The organism is Desulfonatronovibrio magnus, from assembly GCF_000934755.1.
Classification (GTDB): domain Bacteria; phylum Desulfobacterota; class Desulfovibrionia; order Desulfovibrionales; family Desulfonatronovibrionaceae; genus Desulfonatronovibrio; species Desulfonatronovibrio magnus.
On sequence record NZ_JYNP01000005.1, the window covers coordinates 179915 to 196481 of the forward strand.

General features: G+C 45.0%; 14 protein-coding genes. 4 read left to right on the top strand and 10 right to left on the bottom strand.

All coding sequences use genetic code 11. The features are described from left to right. Window positions 1–135: 135 nt before the first annotated feature. On the bottom strand, window positions 136–426 hold the full coding sequence (locus tag LZ23_RS00910; RefSeq protein ID WP_045210740.1) for a sll1863 family stress response protein: 291 nt from the start codon (window positions 424–426) through the stop codon (window positions 136–138). Window positions 427–961: 535 nt separating this feature from the next. On the opposite strand from LZ23_RS00910, the gene LZ23_RS00915 reads away from it, so the two are divergent. Genes LZ23_RS00915 through LZ23_RS00925 form a run of 3 tightly spaced genes read left to right on the top strand, consistent with a single transcriptional unit; the run spans window position 962 to window position 5778 of the window. After that, window positions 962–4939, top strand: a complete 3978-nt coding sequence (locus tag LZ23_RS00915; protein WP_045210742.1) for a PAS domain S-box protein — start codon at window positions 962–964, stop codon at window positions 4937–4939. Then, entirely contained in the window at window positions 4926–5510 is a 585-nt protein-coding gene (locus LZ23_RS00920) for a PhlB family protein (RefSeq protein WP_045210744.1), read from the top strand. Before LZ23_RS00915 ends, LZ23_RS00920 begins: the two co-directional genes overlap by 14 nt. Then, entirely contained in the window at window positions 5479–5778 is a 300-nt protein-coding gene (locus LZ23_RS00925; RefSeq protein WP_045210745.1) for a hypothetical protein, read from the top strand. The genes LZ23_RS00920 and LZ23_RS00925 overlap by 32 nt, the downstream gene beginning before the upstream one ends. 6 nt (window positions 5779–5784) lie before the next feature. Here LZ23_RS00925 and LZ23_RS00930 read toward each other — a convergent pair whose 3' ends face one another. The 8 genes from LZ23_RS00930 to LZ23_RS00965 form a co-directional block, all read right to left on the bottom strand. After that, window positions 5785–6303 carry a hypothetical protein gene (locus tag LZ23_RS00930; RefSeq protein ID WP_045210747.1) on the bottom strand — a complete coding sequence of 173 codons (519 nt, stop codon included), beginning with the start codon at window positions 6301–6303 and terminating at the stop codon, window positions 5785–5787. Between the two features lie 150 nt (window positions 6304–6453). Beyond that, entirely contained in the window at window positions 6454–7578 is a 1125-nt protein-coding gene (locus tag LZ23_RS00935) for a hypothetical protein (protein ID WP_045210749.1), read from the bottom strand. Then, window positions 7575–8516, bottom strand: a complete 942-nt coding sequence (locus LZ23_RS00940) for a type II secretion system protein GspK (RefSeq protein ID WP_045210751.1) — start codon at window positions 8514–8516, stop codon at window positions 7575–7577. Before LZ23_RS00940 ends, LZ23_RS00935 begins: the two co-directional genes overlap by 4 nt. Then, window positions 8497–9057, bottom strand: a complete 561-nt coding sequence (locus LZ23_RS00945; protein WP_045210752.1) for a PulJ/GspJ family protein — start codon at window positions 9055–9057, stop codon at window positions 8497–8499. The genes LZ23_RS00940 and LZ23_RS00945 overlap by 20 nt, the downstream gene beginning before the upstream one ends. Continuing rightward, window positions 9033–9404: a prepilin-type N-terminal cleavage/methylation domain-containing protein gene (locus LZ23_RS00950; RefSeq protein ID WP_198145869.1), complete on the bottom strand. Its 372-nt coding sequence runs from the start codon at window positions 9402–9404 to the stop codon at window positions 9033–9035. The genes LZ23_RS00945 and LZ23_RS00950 overlap by 25 nt, the downstream gene beginning before the upstream one ends. A 537-nt stretch (window positions 9405–9941) precedes the next feature. Next, entirely contained in the window at window positions 9942–10346 is a 405-nt protein-coding gene (locus LZ23_RS00955; RefSeq protein WP_052507001.1) for a prepilin-type N-terminal cleavage/methylation domain-containing protein, read from the bottom strand. Next, window positions 10343–10786 (bottom strand): type II secretion system major pseudopilin GspG, encoded by a 444-nt coding sequence (gene gspG, locus LZ23_RS00960; protein ID WP_045210758.1) that lies wholly within the window; start codon window positions 10784–10786, stop codon window positions 10343–10345. Before gspG ends, LZ23_RS00955 begins: the two co-directional genes overlap by 4 nt. Before the next feature lie 50 nt (window positions 10787–10836). After that, window positions 10837–12192: a WD40 repeat domain-containing protein gene (locus LZ23_RS00965; protein ID WP_045210759.1), complete on the bottom strand. Its 1356-nt coding sequence runs from the start codon at window positions 12190–12192 to the stop codon at window positions 10837–10839. 946 nt (window positions 12193–13138) lie between these two features. Here LZ23_RS00965 and LZ23_RS00970 point away from each other — a divergent pair. Then, window positions 13139–14698, top strand: coding sequence for a C69 family dipeptidase (locus LZ23_RS00970; protein ID WP_052507002.1), 1560 nt, complete (start codon window positions 13139–13141; stop codon window positions 14696–14698). Window positions 14699–14988: 290 nt separating this feature from the next. On the opposite strand, the gene LZ23_RS00975 is transcribed toward LZ23_RS00970, so the two are convergent. Beyond that, window positions 14989–15993, bottom strand: coding sequence for an Rpn family recombination-promoting nuclease/putative transposase (locus tag LZ23_RS00975; protein ID WP_045210761.1), 1005 nt, complete (start codon window positions 15991–15993; stop codon window positions 14989–14991). Window positions 15994–16567: the final 574 nt, after the last annotated feature.

Sequence of the window (16567 nt, forward strand, 5' to 3'; positions counted from 1 at the left end):
AAAGTTCTCAAGCAAATCTTGTATTTACCGAAACTTTCCAGGGTCTTGAATGCCCCTCACACTGGAAAGAACTGATTAAAATAGTATTATAAGAACCCGAACAGTTAAATATCCGGGTTCTTTGGAGAAGGATGACTATTTGAATCTCTGCCTTGCAGATTGCATTGCCTCGTTCATGGCGTCAAAAGCCATTTCAGCTCCAGCCTTGAAGTCTTCCCATGCGCCTTCACCGGCTTTCTGCAGCTTATCCAGTTTTTTTCGGGCATCATCCCGGTATGACTTCAAAGATGCTATCTCATCTTCATACTCCATTCGGGCTTCTGCTTCAGCCTGCTCAGCCTTTGCGCTTAAGCGATCAATCTCAGCATTCCATTCATCAATTTTGCCTTTGACCTTCTGGACAAAGGCATCCCTTTTCTCACTCATTCATAACCTCCTGAATTTTCTTGTCAGATTCCTGGAAACAGTCCGACAGCTGAATTTATAGCCACTACCCCAAAAAAACTCAACTAATAATTACATATAATCAGAACATAGCTGTTGCGTATTGGCTGACAGATATGTATTGTGAAAGTTATATCACAATACATCAACTGTCTTATTTGCCATCAATTTTGTTTTACTTACATAGAAGCTCCCCACCTGGGCGGACCGGGACCGACCCTGGGAGTAGCTAAGAATCAGCCTTAGCGCGTTAGGGATTGCCGCGCTCGAAGACTCGCTCGCAATGACACCTGAGCTGTCAGGGATGTGGTTGCTGTAAATCTGTCACCCACGAGGGTGCCTAAGCGACTGAAGCAATCTGTATGGCTAAACCATAGTGCCCTGATTTTACTACATATACGATTGTAGCTACCTGTAAATTTTTGTCAAAAAAAATAGATCAAAGATAAATCAGAGACCAAGAAAATATCGATAATATACTATGAAATTATGAATCGCTCAGTTCTGGAGATTATAAATGCTTGCAAGATTGTTTAGAGTTACTCTTTTCTATATATTTGTCTCCCTTGCACCAGGTCACATCCTTGCAGGGTTGGAGTTAACCCCGCAGGAAAGACAGTATTTAAATGATCTCGGTGAGGTGACCATGTGCGTTGATCCGGACTGGGAACCTTATGAGCGTATGGATGCAGATGGTAATTTTACTGGCATTGCTGCTGATCTTGTTTACCTGGTTGCAGATCGCCTGAATATTCCCTTTACTATCGTACCAACGGAAGACTGGCCTGAAACTCTGATGGTTTCCAGGCAGGGCGGCTGCATGCTTTTACCCTTCCTGAATCAGACTGCAGAGCGAGAAGAATGGCTGATTTTTACAGAGCCTCTTTTTGTTGACCCCAATGTTTTTGTAACCAGAAATGAACATCCTTATATCTCCGATCCAGCTGAGCTTGTTGACCGGACAGTAGTTCTGCCACATGGAACCTCCATGGAGGAATTTTTGCGCAGGGACTACCCCAACCTGAATATTATCACTGTAGAAACTGAAGCCGAATGTTATCAGATGGTCTCCTCTGGAGAAGCTGACATGACCCTTCGTTCCCTGACCATAGCAGCTTACACCATTCGCAGGGATGGATGGTTTAACCTGAAAATTGCAGGTCAGCCTCCCGGGGAGCACTATATCAATCGTCTGCGCATGGGGGTGCTCAAACATAAAACAGAGCTCAGGGATATTCTGAGCAAGGCCATTGTCACCATAACCCCCCGGGAGAGGGACAGAATAGTCAATGAACATGTAAACATTACTGTGGAAACACCTTTTGACTATACAGTTCTGTATAAATATGCTTTCGGTGCTTTTCTGCTGCTAATCTTTGGAATAGCATGGAATCTGCGCTTGAAGAAACTGAATCAGGAAAAAAAGATACTGCTTGATAATATTCAGATTCAGATCTGGCATCTGACCAATGAGCATACTTATGGTGCTGTCAACAAGGCGCATGCTGATTTTTACGGTCTTGACTCCAAAGCGCTTGCTTACAAGAATATGTATGATGTTATCCCTGAAGATGTGGTGAGCAAGGTTTTAGAAACCAACAGAAAAGTTTTTGAGACTGGTGAGCCCGTACATGCGGAAGAATGGTTCAAGGATCAGTATGGCCGTACAAGATATTTTTCCGTTTATAAAGCTCCCATCAAACGCAAGGATGGAGAGGTGGACTATGTGGTCTGCTCGGCTCAAGATATTACTGAAAGAAGAGAGTTTGAACAGGCCCTGCAGGAGTCGGAAGAAAAGCTTCGCTCTTTTTTTGCAGCCATGCAGGATGTTATTCTGGTTATAAATAATGAGGGCAGGTATGTAGAGGTCGCCCCCACCGGTCTGAACCTTCTCTATCTGCCCAAGGAAGAGTTGCTTGGTAAAACTTTCAGCGATGTTCTGCCTGCAGAGGCAGCGGTTGAGTTCTATAATATAGTAAGATCGGTTCTTGCAGATGGCAATCCGCAAACTCTTGATTACAACATGGAAATAGAGGGGAAATTACACTGGTTTGCAGCCAAAGTCTTTAAGTATAAACACGATCAGGTACTCTGGGTGGCCCATGACATCACCGAGCGTAAACTCATGGAAGAAAGCCTCAGAAAAGCTGAAGAACATTACAGGATCCTGATAGATAACAGCCAGAGTATTATTTATGCCTTATCATTGGACGGAGTAGTCAATTTTGTTTCACCCAGCTGGAAAACACTTTTGGGACATGATCCTGAAGAGATACTGCACAAAGACTTTAAGAACCTGATTCATCCTGATGATCTGGACAAGTGTCAAAAACACATGCAGAAGACTTTAACCATGAAAAAGGCTGTTGATGGTCAGGAATACCGGGTTTTTCACAAAGACGGATCCATTCGCTGGCATCGTTCCGTAATTACCCCTGTATTTGATGATGCCCGAAAACTTTTATACTTTGTAGGCAATGCAGTTGATTTTACTGAGCGTAAAACAGCAGAAAAGGAGCTGATTAAAAGTAATGAAGAGTTGAGAAAGGCCACCAGGCTTGCTAATGAAATGGCTCATGCTGCAGATGTGGCTACCCAGGCCAAAAGTGCCTTTCTCGCCAATATGAGCCATGAAATCAGAACGCCCATGAACGCGATAATCGGCATGACTCATCTTGTACTGAAGACCGACCTGAGCCCAAAGCAGCGTGATTTCGTGGCAAAGATAGACATGGCTTCCAGGTCATTAATCGGCATAATTAATGATATTTTAGATTTTTCCAAGATTGAGGCAGGTCATCTGGAGCTTGAAGAGGTACCTTTCCGACTTCAGGATGTTCTTGACAATGTGCAGTCCATCATGTCCATCAATACTAAGGAAAAGGGTCTTAAACTGACAGTGGAATTAAGCCCGGACCTGCCTGCCGCTTTTGAGGGAGATCCTCTTCGTCTGGGCCAGGTGCTTATCAATCTTGCAGGTAATGCAGTCAAGTTTACCCATGAGGGAACAATTTCCATAAAGGTTGAGTTGGACCAAACCAGCAAGCAGATGTCAAAAAAGACTGACTTCAAAACAGGAGATCCTGTAACAATCAGGATTTCTGTCCAGGATACTGGTATAGGCATGAGTTCCGACAAGTTGAGCCTTCTTTACTCCCCATTCTGGCAGGAGGACAGTTCCACGACCAGAAAATATGGCGGAACCGGACTGGGGCTGTCCATTACCAAGCAGCTGGTGGAAATGATGGGCGGGGATGTGTATGTGCAAAGCGAGCCAGGAAAAGGCAGCACCTTTACTTTCACAGTTTTATTAAAGGTTGCAGACCAGGCCAGTGTTTTTGCTGGGTTAAACTACGGGTTCAGCCGGGAATTGCCTGCAGACGTTGACCTGTCGGGTCTTAAAGGTAAAAAGGTGCTGGTGGTTGATGATAATTTTATGAACAGGGATATTATATATGAGCTTTTGAAGGATCTAAGCATAAAGACCGAATTTGCCCATAATGGCCGGGAGGCTGTGACCAAGGCCATGGATGGCAGCTTTGATCTTGTGCTTATGGATATTTCAATGCCGGTCATGGATGGATATGATGCCACCAGGGAGATTAGAAGGATTGAAGCTCAAAGACAAAGGGCTTTAGTTGCAGATCAGGATGCTGAACAGCCTGAAGTGCCGCGACTGCCAATCCTGGCCATGACAGCCCATGCCCTGGCAGACGATAAGGAAAGAACACTTAAAGCAGGTATGGATGAACATCTGACCAAGCCCATTGCACCGACAGCGCTGAAAATAGCACTGATGCGCTGGATCCTGAATATAAACCTTCCAGATATCATGGCAGGTGCTCAATACGGTACAGAAAAAGATCACGACAGCCTGTGCCTGCATGCTGACTGTCCTGTACTGAATATCGAATTCGCCGTTAGAACCGCAGGTGATAAGCCTTTGCTGGTAAAAAATCTTTTGCAGAATTTTATCAATGAGTACCAGGAAGTTGTTTCTGAGCTGCAGACCATGGCTGCGAGCAGAGACTTTGAAAGTGCACGGATGAGGGTTCACTCTTTAAAAGGCATTGCATCTTCACTGGGCGCTGAAAAGCTGGCCGGGATTGCATCCAGGCTGGAAAAAGAGTTCAACACCGGGGGAATGGGGTATGATGTATTGATTAAAGAACTTGACCAGAAGCTTCAGGATGTTTTTGAAGCTGCCCCGAAGCATATTGCAGAGTTGGGCAGGCATGAATCAGACCAGGGGACAGAGGAAACACTATTGTCTGATGAGGAATACAGCGCAAAGCTATACAGGCTGACACAAGGTTTGCGCCATAACAGCATGAACTCCAAAAAGCTTTTTGCTGAGTTAAAAAAAATAATTTCAGCACAGCTGGGTGAAGAAAAGACCAGTCTGATGGAAGCCCTCCTTGAAGGCTTGCAGTATCAGGAGGCCCTCAACATTTTGCAGGAACTGGACGGGCTGAAAGACCATGACAAAAAGTAATCAGGAGAAAAAGATAATTTACTGGTTAGACAAAGATATGCGCATTACTGCTGTAAGTGGTCCCTGGGATGAGTTTGCCATTGAGAATAATGGACGCAACGTAGTGGAGCCGGATGTTAAGGGCAGGCCTATCTGGCATTTTATCAAAGGCAATACCACCAGAATGTGGGTGGACACATTGATCAAGCTCGCCATGGTTACCGGTAAAGTTGTGGAAAGGCCTTATCGCTGTGATTCTCCTGAAATGAAAAGGTATATGTCCATGAAGATTGTACCAGAAGAAAGCGGGGCATTCAGGATGGAACATACCGTATTGTTTACAGAAAAGCGCAGCCATAATGTTCACTTTAACTATTCTGAAAATCAGACTCTGCAATTGAAGCAAAGGTGCAGTTCCTGTGGACGGCTAAGGACTCAGGACAGCTGGGAAGAGGCTGAGTATCTGAGCCCTCCGGGTGAGGGAACATTAGAAAAGACTTACACAGTGATTTATACCATGTGTCCGGATTGTCTGGAAAATATATCCAAAAGGAGATTTTATGGACAGGCAGCAGATAAAGCAGATATTTGAAGATTTTTTTCAAAAGTACAAAAAAACAGAAGGAGATGACAATACTTATACCGCTTTCTGGTCAGACAGGTCTTCCAATGGATCTGCAGAAATAGCCATGGTGCGTTGCCCTGCTGACACCACTTTTAAATTTTTCGTCAATGGTAAAAAGGTTAATGAAGTTAAGGAGTGGGAGAGCTTTTTCCCTGCATTAAAAAATTTTGCAGCTGATCACAGCGATGTTTTTGACAAAGAACATTTTTTTGCAGGCATGCAGGAAATGATCTGAAGGACACTACCGGGTCAATAGTAAGGTAATATCAACGCGCTGTGGATTGTCCACTCTTTTATTGATATTGCCCGATACTAACTCCAGGCCAGCCTGGTTCTGGAAGCTGTCAAACAAAGAGATCATTTGAGGCAGATTGAGGTTCTCAACGAGTATGCGAACCCCTTCACGCCCTCCTGGAGTTGAAGCCGGGCGGACAGAAGTCAGGTTGGGCTCAAGGTTGATGTCTCTGACAGCCTGCTGGACTGCTGCAAAAGGAGATACGTTACGATAGCGGTCTGTGGATCTGTCTCCGGACAACTGGGCCTCTAACCCGGCTGTCAGAGGAAGAGCTCTGTTGTATTGATAGACTACCTGTTCTTTACGTTCCTGGCTGCTTTGAGATGCTGAGTCAATCCATGACCAGATCAACAGAGGTAAAAGGAATGACAGGCCCATCAACATCCAGGCAGCCCTTTTCTGCTGGGCAGGGGACATGACGCGGCTGAAATTCATATTGTTCAGCAGGCTGGTAATTTTGATCATTTTTTCCTGTCTTGTAGCGCTACAGCGATATTTTGTTTAAATAATTGCCTCGTCCATGGGGGCACGCACTTTTGCCGACCTTAAGCAGAAAAAATAGCCAGTCCCCTCCCAACATAAATAAATCGTTGCTGCAGTGGTAATAATTTAGCACTATGAATGCGGCATGCTTACACTCATCACCGCGTTTATTCTTCCCTCTACTGAATCAGCCTGATCTAACGTAAACCGGTAGACAGAACTATCTGCAAGATCTTCCAGAAGTTTTTCCATTTGCTGATAATTATCCATGTTAACGGTAATGGTGGCGGTATCCGTGCTCATGGAGATATTTTCAATGTTCATACCCTGAGGGGCGTGCTGGCTGATGAGTCCCAGTAACTGAATAAAATTTACACCTTGAGATTTGTTTTGCGTCTGGTTGGCTCTGAATAAAAGGAGCCCGTAAGGGTCACTTCCATGGTCAGGCCCAAGAGCTCTGACATATAATGACTGGAGTTCCTGTTCCCATGCTTTCTGTTCAGTCTGGACGGCGCGGAGCTGAAAAAACTGGCCTGCGCAAAAAAGAAGCCCAGTTGTCAGTATTATCAATGCTGCTTTCAGCACTGTGCCTGTCAGATTGTTGTCCTTTTCAAAATGAGGCAGGCTCAGTTGCAGTCCTGTCCATGGCCTGCCAGATACGGAAAGCTGGCTGATCAAATCATTGAGAGTTGTTTTTTCAAGCCTATATTCATGGGAAAGCATATTTACGCGCTGATCAATTTCGCGCTGATCTCCGGAAAAATACTGTAATGTGTTATGGTTTATCAGGGTAACTGGTTGTCCCGGAGTGCTCAAAAGCCAGGAAGTATCGCTGTCTAAAGGCAGCATTTCTAAGGCCAGAAGCAATCCGGTGGTTATGCCGTGGGCATTGGCAAAGTAGTGGCTGTGTTTTTTGAGCAAGGAATTCAGTTCTAAAGATGGATAACACCCTAAAATGTATTTACCGGTATCAATAATTACAGGTCGTTCATCTGTCCGGGGTTCTGGAAAAAGATTGCCAATCTGTAATTGTGCTGCCTGGCGCAGAGCCTTGCGTTTTGAGCCCTGCAGGTGGGGCATAAAATGAAAGAAAAAATAATGGTCCGGAATAATGATCAGGATGGGAAGTCTGCGTTTTAGTTGGGAAGCCTCGACTCTAATGCCTGCGCCTTCTTTCCAGTGATGGACAAGAGACTCCTGGTTCTCAAAAGTAATGGCGTAAAATTCCCTGAATTTTCTAAGTATGGGTAAAATCATATCTTTCCTGCCTCCAGCACATCCCTCGCTACTATTTCCGGTGCTGTGTCATGATCCATGAGATGGGCTTTGAGGATAATCCTGTGCTTTTCCATCCAGGCCCCCTGACGTACTTCCACGGTCATTTCAAAGTATTCAGGCTGAAATGAAATATATGGCAGCACAGTAGTGTAGGTGGCCATATCCAAGCCGACTCTGTTGAGAAGTTCGTTGGGATGAGTAATGCTTTGGCTCTGGCGCAGGCGGCTGATCTGGTCCCAATAATGTTCAAGCTCCGGTAAAACGGCCAGAACAATGGTTTGAGACGCCGTATTGATGTCTATGGCATGGTACGCACTCCAGACAGTTAATTTGCTGCTAATCCAGCTTGCAGAAATATTTTCCAAACCTGGCACAAGTTTGAGTTCTTCAGGACGGTCTGGAATACGTTCCGGAGGTTGAAAGGGCAGTGCATCCGACAGTTGCAATACAGAAAAATCATTATGTGGCCCCATTGGCTCTGAAGCACCTATCCAGTACAAAAGGCTGTTCATTTCATTTAGAGAAAGGCCTTGTGTTGTAAGAAGATTGTAAATGGCTTGCCTGAATCGTTCTCCCACTGCTTGAGTCTCAGTGGCAGCTCCAATATTGATTTTGGAAGCGCAGGGGATTATGGAGATGTACAGTCCCTGATCAGACCAGACAATGGGCTGAAAACCCAGTTCCTCAGCTTGCTCCTGATGCATGGCAAACAGGTTCAGGCCGGTTTTGATTCCTTCCCGAGCCATGACGGATGCTTTGTATTCAAGAAGCAGCATGGACATTTCCCGTGAGGTAACTGCTGTTTTTTCGCCTGCCCGCAAAACAACAACTGACAGGCTCAACAGTCCGGCAAGGACTAATATCAGGGCTGCTCCCTTTTCTCTTGTGCTGCTCAGGCTATTGTATTTTCCGGGCATTTTCAATAATTGCAAAAGGTTTTTGATCTTTAAACTGTATTCGCAGGCGTAAACCCACAGGTTCCCCTCTCTCAGCAATTAAAAGCCAGTTGTCTAAACTGATCCACCTGTCTTGAGTCATACAGAAGAAATCCAGCTCATAGCTGTTTAAATCTTGATGAATAATCTGTTCAGCACTGTAGAGTAGCTCTTCATTTTCCTCAGACCTGACTATTTTGCCATTGGAAAAATTCCAGTTCACTGTGACAGGCAAAGGATTTGAAGTTAGAATATTGTGAGAAGTTATCAGGCTGAATCCTGAGGTTTCAGGTTTGATGGAAGTTCTTACTTCCATGTTTTTAATATCCCGGTGTATAATTCTGCGCAGCGCTGCTTTGTGAATGCTGCTGTCTCGCTCTTCAAGCAAAGCCTGGCTTGTCTGAATTCCCTGGTTTATAACTGAAGCCAGAATAGCGGACAGGATGCCGGCAATGATTAGCCCTGCCAGAACTTCTACCAGGGTAAAGCCTTTGATGTTCAATTTACCGAAGGCCATGACCATCGAAATACTGTTTCGTCGATCCTGGTTTCCAGACCAACCCATTCAGTCATATGACTGTCCCGGGAGATGTGAATGGTCCTCCATGCAATCTGAGATTGATATTGGTCTTGTGTCCATATGCCTGTAGGACGGGCAAGCTCATCCATGTCTTTCCTGACGGAAATATCCTGAAAGAAGTTGATGTTTTCCCACACAGCATTGTCTCTACTATACAGATCTAAGCTGTAACCCTGAATTCTGAATAAGGCAGATATGAGTATAGTGCCGACCAGCAGGGCCACAATGATTTCCACCAGGGAAAAACCTTCCTGATTGACCATTTGTAACTGTTCACCACATTTTTTCATTTTATGTAAAGCCTGCATCCTGATTGGTTTTCGCCATTGCTGCCTGTTTGACCAGCCGTGAGCCCGTAAGTAACTTACTCCTGAAACTATGACATAAAAAAACAAGAATATTTAAACCGCAAAGGCGCCCCGGTTGAATGCCCTTCGGGCTTGCTCTTCGAGCAATTCAACTGGGCAGGCAAAGGACTCAAAGTTAAAGATAATAAAGAAAATATTTTTTTGGAAACCGGGCATCGGTTTTCAAAAAGGCTGTCTTTTCATTTGCCGTTCCCCGGCAAATGAAAAAACTTCTTTCTTCCTTTGCGCCCTTTGCGTCTTGAGTGAGTCTTCGAACGGGCGGTTCAAATATCTTTTTTGGAGTTGCTGGTAAAGCCCGCGTTAGTCAAAATCATGGATATGAAGACGGACTCTCAGCTACGTGAATAAGTTACTGGTTTTGACTTACGGGCTCACGGCTGGGAGTTTGCAGCAACAGAAAACAAACCAGGATGCAGGCTGTCCTCAAAGCATGGTGAATAGATACGTTCATTTAATATTTTACTCTGATTGAATCATCAGACATGACAGAGGCTCAGAGCGCATTGATTCACCAGTGCTTAGAACCAGTAATACTTCATCCATGTGGCCTGTCGGGTAGATAAAAAAGTTTGAAGGACCGGACAATGCCTGCTGGCTGTTAACCATAATCCTTGAAACAGGCGCGGAAAGTCTGAGCCTTTCATCCTGCCACTGGAAATAGTCCTGACCAGGAGCAAAACTGATTTTTTGACGCACGCCGCTTTCAATGGCTGCCTGACGGATGGCAGTCAGGTGAGAGTTCAGTGTCTGCCAGGAATCCGGGGTTGCCCGGGTCAAGTCAAGACGGGGCAATAAAGCGAACCAGCCGAGGCTGAATATTAAAAGAACTATGAGCAGTTCCACAAGAGTGAGTCCCCTATTCAAGGATCCATCTCCCAGTTTCTTATTTCGCTGTTAAATCCTGACCCTCCTTCCCTTCCGTCAGCACCGAGGCTGATGATTTCAAAGTCGCGTCCCTGAGCGCCTGGAGAACGGTATATATAGTCGTTACTCCAGGGATCTTTTGGTACGGTTGAGGTTTCAAGGTATCCGCCTTGCCGCCAGTTGCGCGGCTCAGGTCCTCTCTCAGGCTGCTGGATCAGGGCCTGCAGTCCCTGTTCCGTGGTGGGATACATTCCGTTGTCTAAGCGATAGAAGCGCAGGGCTGATTCCAGAACCCTGATATCCATTTTAGCCTTGGTGACTCTGGCTTCATCGGGACGGTCCATGATTCTGGGCACCAGCAGACCAGCCAGAAGTCCCAGAATGACCACAACAATCATAAGTTCTATGAGGCTGAAACCGTGTGTCTGATGTTTACGCATGTTTACCTGGTCAAGCGCGCTTAGATGTGACGCTTTTAGCTATAAAGATGTTAATAAATATTTTCCCAGTGCGGAGGAATGTCTTTTCGAATATTATCGCGCTGGGGAAGCTTTTGGGGAAAATTCATTTTATCTAATCCGGGATTAGGAGTCCACCACAGGTAATATCCGCGGCCTTCAACATATCTTGCCCAGAGTGCATGCTGATCTGTGATCATGACCGGGTCTGCAAGGATATATTCAGCGCCTGCCCATGTAAATCCACCGTAAATGTCAACACTGATTTCTTCAGGATCAGTCAGAGTTTGATGCTGGGATAAGTTTCCGTCAGCCGCCCTGTAAAATGTTTCCCGGCCTGCAATTTCCACCACCTTGATGGTCATTGTATCCTGGTCAGCTACGACTGTAAACTCAGGTTTGCCCATGAAGGTTTTTTTGATATACTGAAAATCAGGGTACATATAATAAAGAAGTCGGTCGTCAAGGACAAAGCTGCCATAGAGTTCTGAGAAGCTGGCTTTGGAGGCTGATGGAATATCCCAGGCAGTCTGGGAGGGCAGATTGTTGTCCAGGACAAGTGTTGCACCAATAAAATCAGCCTGCTGGAATATGCCTCCTGGAATAAGAACCTGTTCAAGAATTTCATAGTCGTCCACAGTCCATAAAGTAAGCCAGCCTGCAGCATCCACCAGCACCAGAACTCCAGAGCCAGGAGAAAAAACCATCTGCAGCGGATCATAGCGCAGCGTTGCAAGGTGTTCAAGTTCATTTCCTGTTTTGCCGACCCATAGTCTTCTGCCTTCATCCACGATGGCGATATGGTTTCCGAAACGAGACAGGGCAGTTAGAAATACCGGCCCAGGCGCTGAGATTTCATGTATTCCGGCGCACCTGTCTAAGTCAAACAGTGTCAGCTTTGATTTATCCTCGCCTGCTGCAGCCAGGTATGGTCCATACCCGTCCCACCAGACGCCACGGACATTTTCCCGGGCAGGAAGCACAACTCCGGAGCAGGATTGCCGGCCTAAAATGCGGATGCTCCCGTCCGTATAACCGGTTGCAAGGTAGTCAGGCCCTCCTTGAAAAGAGGTAACATTATTGTCCAGAATAAGAACCGGACGTTCTCTGACAATGAGATATAAAGCTTCAGGTTCTCCGTTGTCCATAGGTGTAAACAGGGTCTCAACAGGCGAGTGCTGCCTGTTTAAAGCTGTATTGATGAAAGCTTCAAAGCTCTGGGGGGGGCCAAAAGGAGCTTCAGGGGTGATAATCGGCTCTGCTCTTTCCTGGGTGTGAACAGATTTTGGAGCACATGCTGATAAAGCAAGCAGGATTACAAGTATGAGTGTAAGACCAGGCATCTGCTTAATGACGGAAAAAAGATGATGTAAGTTGAGTATCTGCATAATGGTTTGTTTTTAAAAAACAGGAAATAATTCAGGCCTTTGGAAGTTGCACAGGGACTTGCTCGTAAATTTACTCAAAGGCTCTGTCCTGGGCCGCCCGGGTGAGGAGCTTCTAAGTAACTAAAACCAAATAAGTAATAAATTCAAAGTAATATGGTTTTGCCATACAGATTACTTCGGTCGCTTAGGCTCCCTCGTGGGTGACAAGTTTTCAGCAACTACATCCCTGACAGCTCAGCTGTCATTGCGAGCGAGTCTTCGAGCGCGGCAATCTCTAACGTGTTAAGGTTGATTTTTTAGTTACTCACAAGTTCGGTCCCGGACCGCCCGGGTGAGGAGCTTACAAGTAACTATAATCGTTTTGCTTATAAAATCAGATGTTTACAGTTTTCACATTTTTACGATTTTTGCTTATGGTTGATGCACATTTGCCAGAAAAGTTCCGTCAAAGATGGAAACTTTGCGCCTGGCACAGCTTCCTGCCCGGAGGGGGACTGTCCCTCGCTGTGTAAATTTTTTCATTAAGGCAAATTTCTTCCAGGAACCAATGCAACATCAATCATTTTTTATAATCCCTCGCGGGGACTGTTCCAATTTACAGAAAAGTGACAGAGTCGTAAAGTTACTCTCACGTTCGGTCCCGGGCCGCCCGGGTGGGGAGCTTACAAGTAACTACAATCGTATATGTAATAAATTCAGAGCATTATGGTTTTACCATGCAGATTGCTTCGGTCGCTTAGGCTCCCTCGTGGGCGACAGGTTTTGAGCAACCACATCCCTGACATCTCAGGTTTCATTGCGAACCGTAACTTTTAACTTTCAAGTTTTCATTGAATTTGCACCAGAATATATATAGATCTGAGTCTTATCAGCATTTTAATCAACATGTCGTGGCGACTATAGAAATCATGCTAATTTAAAAACCGGAGAAACAGGAGATTACTTTATGAAATGTGATTATGATTCTTCCTGGAGCTCAGCTTCAGGGATTGCAACGCTGGCTTTGTTTGTTTTTTCCGTACTTTTTTTTCTGCCTGCTGCACCGGTTGCAGCCTGCACCACCATCCTCATTGGGCCGGAGGCCACTGAGGACGGATCCCTTATCATTGCCCGTAATGAAGACAATGCCGGAGCATCAGATGCTCAAAATATCATCCGGCATGCTCCACGCAGCGATGCGCAAGTATTTTTTGCCAATGATAATGATTTTACCTGGCCTATGCCTCCCAATGCCTTAGGATATGTTGCTTTTCCCAAATGGCAGTCCCAGGGCAAAACAAACCTTTCTTTTGAAGAAACCGGGGTTAACGACTATGGCGTATCCATTTCAGCCACTGAAACCATTTTCAACAGCGAATCCATTCTGGCCATAGATCCCTATGTGCAGGGAACTGGTATTACGGAAGACTCCATCACTTCGGTTGTTCTGCCCTACGCAACGTCTGCCCGGGAAGGCATTCGCCTTTTGGGGCATATGATTGAAAATGCAGGAGTAAGCGATGATGGTTTTGGAGTAGCACTCAGCGACCGTAATGAGATTTGGTACCTGGAAACAGCATCCGGCCATCACTGGGTAGCTCAGCGACTGCCTGCAGACACTTTTTTTGTGTCTGCCAATCAGGGCCGTTTTCAGGAGCTGGATTTTCAGGATCCCATGAATGTCATGACCTCTCAAGGATTTGAAGAATTTCTGATTCAAAACCATCTTTACAGCCCGGAAAAAGAGGCTTTCAATTTTTTCAAATGCTGCATCAGCAACAGCAAGGACGATCATACCTACAATTATCCACGAGTGCGTGAATTGCTGCGTCTTTTCTCCGGCATTGAGTATGAGTATCAGGACGGCCTCTTTCCGGTTTTTGTCCAGCCGAAACGTAAACTAACTGTACAGGACGTTGCCGAGGGCCTGCGCAACCGCTACCAGGGAACACCACACGATCCCTATATGAATGAGAACCCCAAAGAAGTTTACCGACCTATTAGCGTCATGCGCGCATCCCTTTCCCATATTACCCAGACGCGTCCTGATTTACCCCGTGATATTGCGGTTATCAACTACATAGCCCTGGGTATGCCCGATCTTGGAGTTTATATGCCTTTTTATAAGGGATTGATAGATTTGCCTTCTGCTTATCAGGGAGCTACCGGGCAGATAGATGATCACTCCATGTTCTGGCGCTCTCGCAAGATGCAGGCTTTGGTTCTGCAGGACTATCCGCTACTGGCCTCCACGGCTCATCAAGCCATTGCAGAGTTTGAAGCGGATCTCGCAGTAAGACAGTCCTCCATGGAAACAGAGTATCTTGCGCTTTGGCAGCAAGATAGGAATGCGGCTCAAAAAGTGATTCAGGAATTTACCGACCAGGCCGTGGCAGACCTGGAACGAATGTTAGATGAGCTTATTAATCGCTTTGCCAGTGAACTTGAAATGGGAATTCTGACCGATGACCAATTCTTTGAGCTGATTATGGATATAGAGAAGAAATTTCATTTTCACGGAGCTTGAGGCTTGCTTTCAACATCTTTTTGTCTTGTGAGTTATCAGTTAAGTGTTAACAGTTTAAAAAATAAGCTCCATAATTTCAAACGCTTATAATTTAGGCACGTTAGGATGTCTAATGTAGGCTATGCCCACAACCCACATTAAACAAGAATCGTCAAGTTGTGGCTAAAACTGGACTTTTCATGCTGAAGGCTGAAGACTAAAGGTTTGGCTTACAAAGGCTCAAAAAAGCCGCCTGCTCCAGTTAAGGAATAGGCGGCCAGGGAAAGTGAGAGGAATTAATGAAAAGCTGTTTAGTTGAGAACTTTGTTTACCAGTTGATCAAACTCTTCCACTGAGTTGACACGAAGTGTTTTTTTGAACAGCATATTAAGGATATCTAAAGACTGAATGGATTTAATCTTTTCAGATAATGATTGTCCAACCACATCAAATCTTTCAGTTAGATTTTCAATGATATACTGTTGAGATTTTTTGATTTCACCTTGCTGCTCCCAGTAAGGTTTTTCTTTTGCAATAGCTTCGCTGATTATTTCTTGTGCTGCTACACCGTACATTTTTTCACCCCCTGCAAAGTATTTTACAGAATGGACAAGTCGTTTCTGAGAAACTTTCCCTATGGAAAGAATATATCTGATGGATATTTCCAGATAATCTCTGGCTTCGTCTCCATCCGGCAATTTCGCTATCAGGCTGTATATTTCATCAACTTTTGACTCAAGCTCATCATAATGGATGTATTTGAGCAGTAAATGAAATATCTCCATTACTATGCTTGTCTTAAAAGCTGCATCATCCATCCGGCCGATATCATGATGAATGTGGCGGAATTTAGGTACGAAATCTAAAAAATGTTCTGATGGCAGTTCAAAGTAATCCTCAAAATGAGTGCTGAACTTCCATTTGTCTTTGCCATTATAAATAAGCACCGGAATAATCACAGGCAAGTGTGAGCTTAGTTGATCACTGGTTTTTAACTCAATCCATTTTTGAATTTCATAGTTGAGCATTTGCACTCTGGCAAACCAGTCAGGATAACTTTTATGCTCATATAAAAAATAGAGGCGCAGAGAATTAGCACTGCCAATGATATCGAGTGTGGCCATGACATCTGAGAAATACTCTTTCATTTCTCTGGATATAAATCCAGTCATAGATATGTGCAGACTGTTCAGGTCAACATGTCTTCGTATCTCGTATGGAATATAATACCTGATATAGTCAGCAACTACGTTCTTTCTTTTGAAGAAACCTTTAAAGCATTTATCATGTGCCCGGCGAATGATTTCGTTTTCCATAAGGGTAATATTAACTCAGAAATTTTTGGCTTGCAAGCACTATCGGTAGCATTACGTGTTTCTTAACAGCTCCTCCCCTGGGGGGCCCGGGACCGAACCTGTGAGTAACTTTCTTTAAAGTGGAGCCTGCATCCTGCAGGCTATTAAATTCCATGCGGCTGGAAGCCGCCTCCACCTCGAAGAACTGTCACTTTTCTGGAAATTGGGACAGTCCCCGCGAGGTACAATAAAAAAGATTGATGCTGCATTGGTTCCTGGTAGAGATTTGTTTTAATGGAAAAATTTACACAGCGAGGGACAGTCCCCCTCCGGGCTGTAAGCCTCCGGGCAGGAAGCTGTGCCAAGCGCAAAGCTTCCATCTTTGAGGGAACTTTTCTGGCAAATGTGCATTAATCATGAGCAAAAATCGTAAAAACTTGAAACAGCCTTAACACGAGATTGCTTCGCTTCGCTCGCAACAAGGATTGCCGCGCTCGAAGACTCGCTCGCAATGACACCTGAGCTGTCAGGGATGTAGTTGCTCAAAACCTGTCATTGCTATGATGTCAAGCAGACAGCTGTGAAGCAGAGCTCA

Excerpts from the sequence above, each read along its gene's own strand:
- LZ23_RS00910 (WP_045210740.1), bottom strand. The coding sequence starts at position 426 with ATGAGTGAGAAAAGGGATGCCTTTGTCCAGAAGGTCAAAGGCAAAATT.
- LZ23_RS00915 (WP_045210742.1), top strand. The coding sequence starts at position 962 with ATGCTTGCAAGATTGTTTAGAGTTACTCTTTTCTATATATTTGTCTCC.
- LZ23_RS00920 (WP_045210744.1), top strand. The coding sequence starts at position 4,926 with ATGACAAAAAGTAATCAGGAGAAAAAGATAATTTACTGGTTAGACAAA.
- LZ23_RS00925 (WP_045210745.1), top strand. The coding sequence starts at position 5,479 with ATGGACAGGCAGCAGATAAAGCAGATATTTGAAGATTTTTTTCAAAAG.
- LZ23_RS00930 (WP_045210747.1), bottom strand. The coding sequence starts at position 6,303 with ATGATCAAAATTACCAGCCTGCTGAACAATATGAATTTCAGCCGCGTC.
- LZ23_RS00935 (WP_045210749.1), bottom strand. The coding sequence starts at position 7,578 with ATGATTTTACCCATACTTAGAAAATTCAGGGAATTTTACGCCATTACT.
- LZ23_RS00940 (WP_045210751.1), bottom strand. The coding sequence starts at position 8,516 with ATGCCCGGAAAATACAATAGCCTGAGCAGCACAAGAGAAAAGGGAGCA.
- LZ23_RS00945 (WP_045210752.1), bottom strand. The coding sequence starts at position 9,057 with ATGGTCATGGCCTTCGGTAAATTGAACATCAAAGGCTTTACCCTGGTA.
- LZ23_RS00950 (WP_198145869.1), bottom strand. The coding sequence starts at position 9,404 with ATGAAAAAATGTGGTGAACAGTTACAAATGGTCAATCAGGAAGGTTTT.
- gspG (WP_045210758.1), bottom strand. The coding sequence starts at position 10,786 with ATGCGTAAACATCAGACACACGGTTTCAGCCTCATAGAACTTATGATT.
- LZ23_RS00965 (WP_045210759.1), bottom strand. The coding sequence starts at position 12,192 with ATGCAGATACTCAACTTACATCATCTTTTTTCCGTCATTAAGCAGATG.
- LZ23_RS00970 (WP_052507002.1), top strand. The coding sequence starts at position 13,139 with ATGAAATGTGATTATGATTCTTCCTGGAGCTCAGCTTCAGGGATTGCA.
- LZ23_RS00975 (WP_045210761.1), bottom strand. The coding sequence starts at position 15,993 with ATGGAAAACGAAATCATTCGCCGGGCACATGATAAATGCTTTAAAGGT.